Consider the following 11,465-nt stretch of genomic DNA (forward strand, 5'->3'; position numbering starts at 1 on the left):
ATTATCCCGGCTGCCTCTCGTTGTACTCGGCGAACGTTCAGTCAATGTCAGTGGTCTCCGTAGAATAGTAAGAGTGACTACTGCTCAGTCGATCCCCAATTCTCATCTCAGCGTCCGTGGCGCTCGGGTCCATAATCTCAAGAACGTCGACCTTGAAATTCCGCGCGATTCTCTCGTTGTTTTCACCGGATTGTCCGGGTCTGGCAAGTCGAGCCTGGCCTTCGACACCATCTTCGCGGAAGGCCAACGCCGCTACGTCGAGTCTCTCTCCGCGTATGCTCGCCAGTTTCTTGGACAGGTAGACCGGCCCGATGTCGATTTCATCGAGGGCCTCAGCCCTGCGGTGTCGATCGATCAGAAGTCGACAAACCGCAACCCGCGCTCGACCGTGGGCACGATAACCGAGATTTACGACTACATGCGATTGTTGTGGGCGCGAATCGGAGTCCCTCATTGCGCGGTGTGTGGTGAAAAGATCGAGCGCCAATCTGTTCAGCAAATCGCAGACCAACTCATGAAGCTCGAAACTGGCAAACGCTACCAAGTAGTGAGCCCCGTCGTTTCGCAAAAGAAGGGCGAGTTCGTCGACCTCTTCGCGGAGCTAGCGTCGAGTGGGTACTCGCGCGCTATCGTCGATGGTGACGTCGTTCAACTCAGCGAACCGCCTAAATTGAAGAAGCAGTTCAAACACGACATTTCGGTTGTTGTCGATCGTCTGGTTGCCGGTGACGACATCCTGACGCGGCTCACAGATTCACTTGAGACGGCGCTGCGCCTCACCGACGGCACAGTCGCCATCAACTTCGTTGATGAAGAGGGGGATGCTGCGTGGCGTTCGTTCTCTGAGAAGCTCTCCTGCCCCAACAACCACCCGATACAGCTCACTGAAATTGAGCCGCGAACGTTCTCGTTCAACGCACCGTTCGGTGCGTGCCCGGAATGTTCAGGCTTGGGCACTCGAATGTCGATTGATGCTGAACTCCTGGTAGCAGATGACTCAGTGAGTCTTGCGGAAGGCGCTATTCTTCCGTGGGCGCAATCGGGCAAGGGGCTGTATAACTACTTCGAAAAACTGCTAGACGGGCTTTCGCGAGACCTCGACTTTTCGCTAGACACTCCTTGGGGTGAGTTGCCCGAAGACGTGCGTGAGGCAGTACTCCGCGGAAACGATTTCAAAGTATCCGTGAAGTGGAAGAACCGCTACGGCCGTGAGATGAAGTACTCCACGGGCTTCGAGGGCGTTATCCCGTATATCGAACGAAAGTATCTTGAGGCCGAGACCGACGTTCAACGCCAGCGTTATGCCGCCTACCTCCGCGAGGTTCCTTGTCCGGTGTGTGACGGAAAACGTCTCAAGCCGGAAGTCCTGGCCGTCACGGTTGCCGACAACAGCATCTCTGACATCTGTGAGCTCAGCCTTATTGACGCCTATGGCTTCATGAACGAACTCACGCTCTCTGAGCGAGACGCCAGAATCGCAGCGCAAGTTTTGCGTGAAATACGTCTGCGACTTGAGTTCCTCGTCGAAGTGGGACTCAGCTACCTTAACCTTGCTCGCGCAGCAGCCACCTTGAGCGGCGGAGAAGCTCAGAGAATTAGGCTTGCAACCCAAATCGGCTCGGGCCTCACTGGTGTGCTTTACGTGCTGGATGAGCCCAGTATCGGTCTGCACCAGCGGGACAACCGCCGGCTGATCGAGACTCTCGTTAAGCTCAAGAACTTGGGCAACACCCTCATTGTTGTCGAGCACGATGAAGACACTATTCGCACGGCAGATTGGGTCCTCGATATTGGACCAGGAGCGGGAGAGCACGGCGGAGAGGTCGTGCACTCCGGATCCTATGAAGAGCTGCTCAAGAACAAGAGTTCAATCACAGCCGACTACTTATCAGGCAGGAAAGCGATTGAGACGCCCAGAAAGCGCCGCCCCGTCGATAAGAAGCGTCAAATCGTTGTAGAGGGCGCTAAGGCGAACAACCTCAAGAATCTCACTGTGAAATTCCCTCTGGGCACCTTCACCGCCGTTACCGGTGTGAGCGGATCCGGTAAATCTAGCCTTGTCAACGACATCCTCTATAAGGTTCTCGCCAACGAGCTCAACGGTGCTCGTCAGATTCCTGGCAAGCACACGCGAGTCACCGGACTCGAAAACCTTGACAAGGTAGTGCACGTCGATCAGAACCCGATCGGTCGCACCCCACGATCCAACCCCGCAACCTACACGGGTGTCTTCGACAAGATCAGAACCCTTTTCTCTGAAACGGCGGATGCGAAAGCACGCGGCTACTTGCCGGGTCGCTTTAGTTTCAACGTCAAGGGCGGGCGTTGCGAGAACTGTTCTGGCGACGGCACGATCAAGATCGAAATGAACTTCCTGCCCGACGTCTACGTTGCGTGCGAAGTGTGCGGGGGAGCGCGGTACAACCGCGACACTCTCGCTGTGAAGTACAAGGCGAAAAACATCGCAGAAGTACTCGACATGCCGATCAGCGAAGCCGCAGAGTTTTTCGAAGCGATCTCGAGCATCCACCGGTATCTGAAGACGCTCGAAGAGGTTGGTCTCGGATACGTCAGGCTTGGCCAGAGCGCGACCACCCTGTCAGGTGGAGAGGCACAACGCGTCAAACTCGCGACCGAGCTTCAAAAGCGTTCAATGGGTCGAAGCATTTACGTGCTCGATGAGCCCACTACCGGCCTTCACTTCGAAGACGTACGCAAGCTTCTGCTCGTGTTAAATGGCCTCGTTGATAAAGGAAACACGGTCATTGTGATCGAGCACAACCTCGATGTGATTAAGTCGGCAGACTGGCTCATCGATCTTGGCCCTGAGGGGGGCTCCGGCGGTGGTGAGTTGCTGTCAACGGGAACTCCCGAAAAGGTAGCCAACGTAAAGGGCAGTCACACCGGCCAGTTTCTGGCCGAAGTCTTGAGCGGTGAACGTGTCTAATTTGCGAGGTTCGCGTCATGGCTAGCACGGTTGCGTGGCGTCCGCGGGCAGGCGACATACCGACTGAGCCGGGCGTCTACCGGTTTATTGATAACAAGAAGCGCGTCCTTTACGTCGGCAAGGCAAAGAACCTGCGTGCCCGTTTGAGCAATTATTTTGCTCCTTTGACAACGCTTCATGAGCGGACTCGTCGTATGGTGCTCTCGGCCTCAAATGTCGAGTGGACAATCGTCGGCAACGACTTCGAAGCTCTTCAGCTTGAATACACGTGGATTAAAGAGTTCGATCCGCCCTTCAACGTTCAGTACAAAGACGATAAGTCATACCCCTATCTAGCGATCACGATGGGCGATGACGTGCCACGAGTTCTCGTAACTCGTAATCGAAATCTTCCCAATGCGCGCTATTTCGGGCCATACTCTCGCGCGTGGGCTATTCGTGACACAGTGGACGTTCTGCTTAAAGCGTTTCCGATGCGAAGTTGCTCTACGTCCGTCTACAAGCGCGCTCAGCAGACAGGGCGACCATGTTTACTCGGCGATATTGGCAAGTGTGCCGCTCCCTGCGTAGGGCGCGTTTCGCAGCAAGAGCACAAATCGATCGCTCTCGACTTTGCTTCTTTTATGGCAGGCAACGACTCTCGAATGCTTGATTCGATTAGAGTAAAAATGGCTGATGCCGCTGGCACGCAAGATTACGAATCTGCCGCTCGCTATCGTGATCAGATCGGCGCGATGGAGACCGCTCTCGCCAAGAATCAGATTGTGCTGTCCGAGGATGTAGACGCCGATTTCTTCGGCATCGCTCACGATGAGCTCGCAGCGGCAGTGCAGCAGTTTATTGTTCGCGGCGGCCGAATTCGTGGTGTGCGCGGTTGGGTTGTCGACAAAGAGCTTGATGTTGAGCTCGGGGGACTCGTGGAATCTGTTCTTCAGAAAGCCTATGACGATAGTGCCCCACCGCGCGATGTCTTGGTTCCGACTCTCCCCGACGACAGCGCGGCTCTCGAATCGTGGCTGATGCAGCGCCGGGGACTTGGTGCCCGCGTGCGCTTGCGAGTCGCCCAACGTGGTGAGAAGGCGACGCTCGCCCAAACCGTGGAGACTAATGCCAAGAATGCACTCATGCTCTACAAGTCGAAGCGAAGTGGCGATTTCGTCGCGCGTTCGCAGGCTCTAGCAGACATCCAAGAGGCGCTGGGGATGACAGAAGCCCCACTCCGTATGGAGTGCTTCGATGTCTCTCACCTCTCCGGAACCAACGTTGTGGCATCGATGGTTGTTTTTGAAGACGGATTGCCCAAGAAACAGCACTATCGTCGTTTCAACATTGCCGAAACGACTGACGACACTGATTCTATTTATCAAGTACTGAAGCGCCGACTGGCCTATCTGGCTGCGGGTGACGCTGTTCCCACAGCCGCAGAGGCCGAGTCGGCGTTGGGGAGCACTCCCGTGTCAGGCGACCCAATGGGCGGTACCAAGAGTGTCGAAGCGGCCGCGCCGCCGTCCAAGTTCGCTTACCCGCCACAATTGCTCATCGTGGATGGTGGTCAGCCGCAGGTCAATGCAGCCCAACGTGCGCTCGAGGAGTCGGGAGTTTCGGGCATCCAACTCGCAGGCATAGCCAAGCGACTAGAAGAAGTCTGGCTTCCTGATTCCAGCTTTCCCGTCATCTTGCCGCGTAATAGTGATGCCCTTTTCTTAATTCAACGTATTCGGGACGAGGCTCACCGCTTCGCGATCACCCACCAGCGTCAGCGCCGGTCGAAAGACATTTCGTCTGTGCTCTCGACGGTGCCTGGTCTAGGTCCTTCGCGAATCAAAGCTCTACTTCAGCACTTCGGTTCTGTTGCCCGCCTCAAAGCGGCGACGTCCGAGCAGATCAGTGAAGTTCCCGGTATTGGAGAACAAACAGCTTCAGCAATAATCGAGAAGCTCGGCCCGGGTTCGCTCAGGTAGTCTGAACACACCATGAAACCAGTCACAGAGCAGCAAGAAGTTCTCATTGTGACCGGCATGTCGGGCGCCGGGCGTTCGACTGTTGGCAACGCACTAGAAGACCTCGGATGGTATGTCGTCGACAATCTTCCTCCGCAGATGCTTTTGCCCTTAGTGGACCTTGCTCATCGCGCCGGCGATTCGCTGCCTCGTGTAGCTGCCGTGATCGATGTCCGGGGAGGCAAGCTCTTCTCGGATGCCCAGAACGCCATCGAAACACTTCGCGGATCGACATCGTTGAGGGTCCTTTTTCTCGATGCGGAAGACGCGGCCCTAGTCCGTCGATTCGAACAGGTACGACGACCTCACCCACTTCAGGATGAAGGCACGCCGCTCGACGGAATCGCCGCCGAACGTACTCGAATGGCAGAAATTCGCTCGAACAGCGACATCATCATCGATACAACTGACCTCAACATTCATCAGTTGGCAACGACCATCATCGAAAAGTTCTCTGCGGAAAGTGATGCGGGTTTGCGTATTACTATTGAGAGCTTCGGATTCAAGTACGGTCTTCCGGCAGACGCCGACATGGTGGCTGACTGCAGATTCTTGCCTAATCCGTTTTGGGTGCCCGAGCTCAAGGCATTAGACGGGCTCGATGAACGAGTCCGAGCGTATGTTGTTGGGGCACCAGGAGCGCAGGATTTCGTTGCGGACTACGCACGAGCACTCGAACCTGTATTTGCCGGGTATCAGCGCGAGAATAAAAGACACGCAACGATCGCGATTGGCTGTACTGGTGGCAAGCACCGGTCAGTTGCAATCGCCGAAGAGTTGTCAGCAATTCTGAGTGGCCTACCAGGCGTCGCCGTGAGTATCAAACATCGGGACCGTGGACGAGAGTAGATTACTCATCCAACACGACCCTCATCTCGAAAGAAAGGCCAGTTAGTGGCATTAACTGCTGAAGTCAAAGACGAACTGGCACGAATTCAGTTGGGCAAAACGAGTGAACGTGCCGCTGAGCTCGCTACTATCCTGCGGTTTTCCGGTGGATTGCACCTGATTTCTGGCCGCATTGCCGTCGAATCAGAGCTAGAGACTGAGCTATTGGCTCGCCGCGTGCGCCGCGATATAGCGGAGCTGTACGGAGTTCGCTCAGAAATTTCTCGGGTCGCTTCTTCGGGAGGCGGTCGACGCACAAATAATCTTCTCGTGCGGGTGCTCGACGGGGGAGAGACCCTTGCGCGTCAGACCGGACTGTTGGATGCTCGGCGGCGTCCCATCCGAGGCCTGCCTAATAAGGTCACGACCGGTGGTCGGGGAGAGCTCGCCGCCGTCTGGCGTGGTGCCTTTCTCGCGGCAGGTTCCCTCACAGACCCTGGACGCTCTGCCGCGCTCGAAGTCGTCTGTCCCGGCAACGAGGCAGCAATGGCACTTGTCGGTGCTGCGGGACGTCTTCGCGTCGCGGCCAAGGCACGCGAGGTGCGCGGCGTGCATCGCGTCGTCGTCCGCGATGGTGAGGCAATCAGCACGATGCTGACCATAATGGGGGCTGGCACCACTGTTGTGAGTTGGAATGAACTCCGTCAACGCAGGGAAGTTCGCGCGACAGCTAATCGCCTCGTGAACTTCGATGATGCGAACCTGCGCCGTTCGGCGCAGGCTGCGGTTGCCGCGTGCGCTCGAGTTGAGCGTGCACTTGAGATATTGGGGGACGATGTTCCGCAGCATCTCAGATACGCTGGCGAACTTCGCCTTAGCCATCGCGACTCTAGTCTCGACGAACTCGGGCACCACGCGGACCCGCCTATGACCAAAGATGCTGTTGCCGGTCGAATTCGGCGCCTACTCGCCATGGCAGACAAGCGAGCAAGCGATCTCGGCATTGCGGGCACCGAGGCTAACCTTCCCGTTGAGTTAGACGAGGCTTAGCGTTCACTCCATGCGGCACGAGTGTCGCATGGACGTGGTTAGACTGGAACTATCGCCTGACCGTGCTCATCAGCCGGTGAGGAATCTAGATCCTAGGAGGACTTTCGATGGCTGACTACACTCTTCCCGAACTCTCGTACGACTACTCCGCGCTTGAGCCAAGCATCAGCGCGACGATTATGGAATTGCACCACAGCAAGCACCACCAGGCCTATGTCACTGGCGCAAACGCTGCGATCGATGGCCTTGCCGAGGCGCGGGATAGCGGCAACCTCGCCAACGTGAACAAACTTGAGAAAGACCTAGCATTCAACTTGGGTGGTCACGTCAACCACTCAATCTTCTGGACCAACATGTCGCCCAATGGGGGAGACAAGCCCACAGGTGACCTCGAAAGCGCGATCAACGATCACTTCGGATCGTTCGACAAGTTCACGGCTCATTTCACCGCAACTGCCATGGGCGTTCAGGGATCCGGATGGGCAGTGCTCGCGTGGGATTCGATCGGTGAGCGACTCATCATCGTTCAGTTCTTTGACCAGCAGGGCAACCTCCCCGCCGGCATCGTGCCTCTCCTCATGCTCGACGTGTGGGAGCACGCGTACTACCTCGACTACAAGAACGTGCGCGCTGACTACGTCAAGGCGTTCTGGAACATCGTTGACTGGGCAAACGTGCAAGACCGCTTCAGCGCAGCTCGCTCGAAGACAAACGGTCTCCTGCTACTCTCGTAGCGGCATCGTGGCCGGGTTAGGCCCCGGCTTAAGCCCTGTCTCCGCTAAAGCAATATCCCACCACTACAGCACGACGCGTCGAAGACGCCTGATTTTCTGGAGTAACAGTGAGCGTAAAAATCGGTATTAATGGTTTCGGTCGCATTGGCCGCAACTTCTTTCGAGCAGCTATGGCCAAAGACAGCAACATCGAAATCGTTGCGGTCAACGACCTAACAGACAACAAGACGCTCGCTCATCTGCTCAAGTACGACACCATCACCGGTCGTCTCAACGCCGACGTTACGTTTGATGACGACCAGATTGTCGTTGACGGCAAGGCCATCAAGGTCTTCGCTGAGCGCGATCCTTCCAACCTGCCTTGGGGCGAATTGGGTGTTGACATCGTTATTGAGTCCACTGGTCACTTCACCAAGTCGGCGGATGCCGCGAAGCACATTGCTGCTGGGGCCAAGAAGGTCATCGTTTCGGCACCGGCAACAGGTGACGACGTCGCGACGTTGGTGCTCGGAGTGAACGAAGACACCTACGATGCTGCGGTACACAACATCATCTCGAATGCGTCATGCACCACGAACTGCTTGGCACCTCTTGCCAAGGTATTCATGGACAACTTCGGCATCGAAACCGGCTTCATGACGACGGTTCACGCGTACACTGCAGACCAGAACCTTCAGGACGGTCCTCACGGCGATCTTCGTCGTGCACGCGCTGCAGCACAGAACATCATCCCGACTTCGACAGGTGCAGCTAAGGCGCTTGGCCTTGTCATCCCCGAACTCGTCGGCAAGTTGGATGGCTACGCACTGCGCGTCCCGGTTATCACGGGATCGATCACGGACCTCACGATCACCACGAATTCCGAGGTCACCGTCGAGCAGATCAACGCGGCTTACAAGGCAGCAGCAGAAGGCCCCCTCAAGGGAATCCTCAAGTACACCGAAGATGCCATCGTGTCGACCGACATCGTAGGCGACCCTCATTCGTCGATTTTCGATGCGGGACTTACCAAGGTAATCGGCAACCAGGTCAAGGTAGCTTCGTGGTACGACAACGAGTGGGGTTACTCCAACCGCCTCGTTGACGTTGCAGAGTTCGTCGGCGCCCGCCTCTAACACTCAACCGATTATGAGCCTCAGAACTCTTTCAACGCTCTCCGATCTGCGCGGAAAGCGCGTCATCGTCCGTTGCGATTTGAACGTCCCGCTCAAGGACGGCCACATCACCGACGATGGTCGCATTCGCGCATCTTTGCCGACGCTCAACGCCCTCATCAACCAGGGTGCACGCGTGGTCATCGTTTCTCACTTGGGTCGCCCCGGGGGAGAACCCGATGCACAGTACAGTCTCGAGCCCGTCGCTCAGCGACTCTCGGAGCTACTGGGCAAAGCAGTCGTGTTTGCCAAAGACACCGTGGGCCACGCCGCCGAGCAGGCGGTCGCGGACCTTGACGACTGCGGTGTAGCACTGTTGGAGAATCTGCGGTTCAATTCCGGTGAAACCTCCAAGTCAGAGACCGAACGCGAAGAGTTTGCTGGCAAGCTCGCGCGCTTCGGCGACGCGTTCGTCTCTGACGGTTTCGGAGTAGTGCACCGCAAGCAAGCGAGTGTCTTTGAACTGGCGAAAGTGCTCCCCAGCGCTGCTGGTCTGCTCATTGAGACAGAACTGAAAGTGCTTGAGCGCCTCACAGTAACCCCTGAGCGTCCCTACACCGTGGTTCTAGGTGGTTCGAAGGTTTCGGACAAGCTCGATGTGATCGGCGCCTTGCTTCCTCGCGTCAACTCACTTCTCGTAGGCGGTGGAATGCTCTTCACCTTCCTCGCCGCCCAAGGGTACAAAGTCGGCGCAAGCCTTCTTGAGCAAGACCAGCTCGAGACCGTCAAGCGCTACTTGGCTCAGGCGGATGAACTAGGCGTGGAGATCGTCCTCCCCACCGACATCACCGTGGCAGCATCATTCGGCCCTGATGCGGCTCACACTGTGACTTCGTCCGATGCGATCGAGGACACTGAGTTTGGTTCCGCGGGAATCGGACTGGATATCGGCCCAGAGACAGCCGTACGATTTGCCGAATTCATACGGGATTCGAAGACCGTGTTTTGGAACGGCCCTATGGGCGTTTTTGAGTTCTCTGCGTTTGCCTCTGGAACTAAGGCGATCGCTCAAGCACTCACAGACACTGAAGGTTTCGGCGTGGTTGGCGGCGGGGACTCGGCCGCAGCCGTTCGCGCTCTAGGTTTTGACGACGACCAATTTGGTCACATTTCTACGGGTGGCGGTGCAAGCCTCGAGTTCCTTGAGGGAAAGCAGCTCCCCGGACTGGAGGTACTTGGATGGCAAAGGTAAAGCGCGTCCCGCTCATCGCGGGAAACTGGAAGATGAATCTTGACCATCTTCAGTCAATCGCTTTCGTACAGAAGCTCGCATGGACTCTTAAGGACGCTAATCACGATTTTGGCGTCGACGGAGCGGAAGTAGCAGTGTTCCCTCCGTTCACAGACCTGCGTTCTGTGCAGACTCTCGTCGCAGCCGACAAACTCGACGTTCGCTTCGGTGGACAAGATCTTTCTGAGCACGAATCCGGTGCCTACACCGGCGAGATCTCTGGAGCATTCCTTTCTGCGCTCGACTGCCGCTACGTTCTCATTGGACACTCAGAGCGTCGCACGATGCACGGCGAAACCGATGAGCAGCTTGCTCGCAAAGTTGCCGCCGCGCTCAAACACGGGCTAGTTCCCGTTCTGTGCGTGGGCGAAACTGCTGATGACCTAGAGGCTCACGGCCCGAGTGCGGTGCCGGTTGCTCAGCTGAAGGCTGGCCTGGCCGGCATCACAGGCGCGCCCGAGATTGTTGTGGCGTACGAGCCAGTGTGGGCCATCGGCTCCGGAAAGGCAGCCACTCCTGAACAAGCAGAACAAGTTGCTGCTCGACTCCGCGAAACGCTCGCTGAGGTTCTGGGCGAGGACCTTGCTGCTTCGACGCGAATCCTCTATGGCGGTTCCGTCAAGTCGAGCAACATCGCAAGCCTCATGCGGGAACCCAACATCGATGGCGCGCTCGTGGGCGGTGCAAGCCTAGATGTAACCGAATTCGCGAGCATTTCGCGCTTCTCCAAGCACGTCGGCACCTAAACGCTATACTGTTCGAGGCCGCTACGGCCTGTTCGAAAGGTTTTTTGTGGAAATTCTCCAAGTTGTGCTGCAGGTATTGCTCGGTATTACGAGCTTGCTGCTCACACTTCTTATCCTTCTCCACCGCGGTCGCGGTGGAGGTCTCTCCGACATGTTCGGAGGAGGAGTAACGTCCAACCTCGGCGCGTCGGGTGTTGCTGAGCGCAACCTCAATCGCATCACGGTCATCTTAGGTATTGTCTGGATAAGCTGCATCGTGGTTCTCGGTCTCATCACCAAGTTTGACGGCGCCTAAGAGGCTAACTCTCTCAACGAAGGAACACAGTGGTATCTGGCGGAAGTGCAATTCGTGGTTCGCGCGTGGGCGCAGGACCAATGGGCGAACAAGATCGTGGTTTTCATGCTGATCGTGTCCACATTTCGTATTGGGATGCCGCCGGCAACGAGACCGTTCGGTCATTCGCCGCCAATGTGCCTGACGAAGACATTCCTGAGACGATTGACTCGCCCTCGACAGGGCTTCCTGCAGGACGCGATAAAGAAAATCCTCCTTCGGTGACAAAACTTGAACCTTACAAGACGCATCTCGCTTACGTAAAAGAACGTCGTAGCGATGATGAAGCAGCCGAACTTCTTGATGAAGCACTCGTACAGCTGCGGACTCGTCGCGGAACTATCGGTTCATAGGGCTCGCAATCAGCTCCATCGGGTCGCGCTCCGCATAATGCTCAAGGCCCCAACCAATATTGGTTGGGGCCTTGAGCATCTGATGTTC

General features: G+C 56.6%; 10 protein-coding genes. All 10 read left to right on the forward strand.

The window, feature by feature from the left end:
* Positions 1-73 precede the first annotated feature (73 nt).
* The 10 genes from uvrA to AACZ26_RS07945 all read left to right on the forward strand — a co-directional run bounded on the left by uvrA (position 74) and on the right by AACZ26_RS07945 (position 11,377).
* Positions 74-2,947, forward strand: a complete 2,874-nt coding sequence (gene uvrA, locus AACZ26_RS07900) for an excinuclease ABC subunit UvrA (protein ID WP_339620472.1) — start codon at positions 74-76, stop codon at positions 2,945-2,947.
* 17 nt (positions 2,948-2,964) lie between these two features.
* Complete coding sequence (gene uvrC / locus AACZ26_RS07905) at positions 2,965-4,908, forward strand: excinuclease ABC subunit UvrC (RefSeq protein WP_339620474.1); 1,944 nt, start codon at positions 2,965-2,967, stop codon at positions 4,906-4,908.
* 12 nt (positions 4,909-4,920) lie between these two features.
* A complete protein-coding gene (gene rapZ / locus AACZ26_RS07910) occupies positions 4,921-5,796 on the forward strand; it encodes an RNase adapter RapZ (RefSeq protein ID WP_339620476.1) in 876 nt (291 codons plus the stop codon).
* 45 nt (positions 5,797-5,841) lie between these two features.
* Positions 5,842-6,825: a DNA-binding protein WhiA gene (gene whiA, locus AACZ26_RS07915; RefSeq protein ID WP_339620478.1), complete on the forward strand. Its 984-nt coding sequence runs from the start codon at positions 5,842-5,844 to the stop codon at positions 6,823-6,825.
* Between the two features lie 107 nt (positions 6,826-6,932).
* Positions 6,933-7,559 (forward strand): superoxide dismutase, encoded by a 627-nt coding sequence (locus AACZ26_RS07920; RefSeq protein ID WP_339620480.1) that lies wholly within the window; start codon positions 6,933-6,935, stop codon positions 7,557-7,559.
* 107 nt (positions 7,560-7,666) lie between these two features.
* A complete protein-coding gene (gene gap, locus AACZ26_RS07925; RefSeq protein WP_339620482.1) occupies positions 7,667-8,674 on the forward strand; it encodes a type I glyceraldehyde-3-phosphate dehydrogenase in 1,008 nt (335 codons plus the stop codon).
* 13 nt (positions 8,675-8,687) lie between these two features.
* Entirely contained in the window at positions 8,688-9,905 is a 1,218-nt protein-coding gene (locus AACZ26_RS07930; protein WP_339620484.1) for a phosphoglycerate kinase, read from the forward strand.
* Positions 9,893-10,690 (forward strand): triose-phosphate isomerase, encoded by a 798-nt coding sequence (tpiA, locus tag AACZ26_RS07935; RefSeq protein ID WP_339620485.1) that lies wholly within the window; start codon positions 9,893-9,895, stop codon positions 10,688-10,690. Before AACZ26_RS07930 ends, tpiA begins: the two co-directional genes overlap by 13 nt.
* A 46-nt stretch (positions 10,691-10,736) precedes the next feature.
* Entirely contained in the window at positions 10,737-10,985 is a 249-nt protein-coding gene (secG, locus tag AACZ26_RS07940) for a preprotein translocase subunit SecG (protein WP_100388976.1), read from the forward strand.
* A gap of 29 nt (positions 10,986-11,014) precedes the next feature.
* Positions 11,015-11,377 (forward strand): RNA polymerase-binding protein RbpA, encoded by a 363-nt coding sequence (locus AACZ26_RS07945; RefSeq protein ID WP_339620487.1) that lies wholly within the window; start codon positions 11,015-11,017, stop codon positions 11,375-11,377.
* Positions 11,378-11,465: the final 88 nt, after the last annotated feature.

The sequence above is a fragment of the uncultured Salinibacterium sp. genome, from assembly GCF_963974405.1.
GTDB lineage: Bacteria > Actinomycetota > Actinomycetes > Actinomycetales > Microbacteriaceae > Rhodoglobus.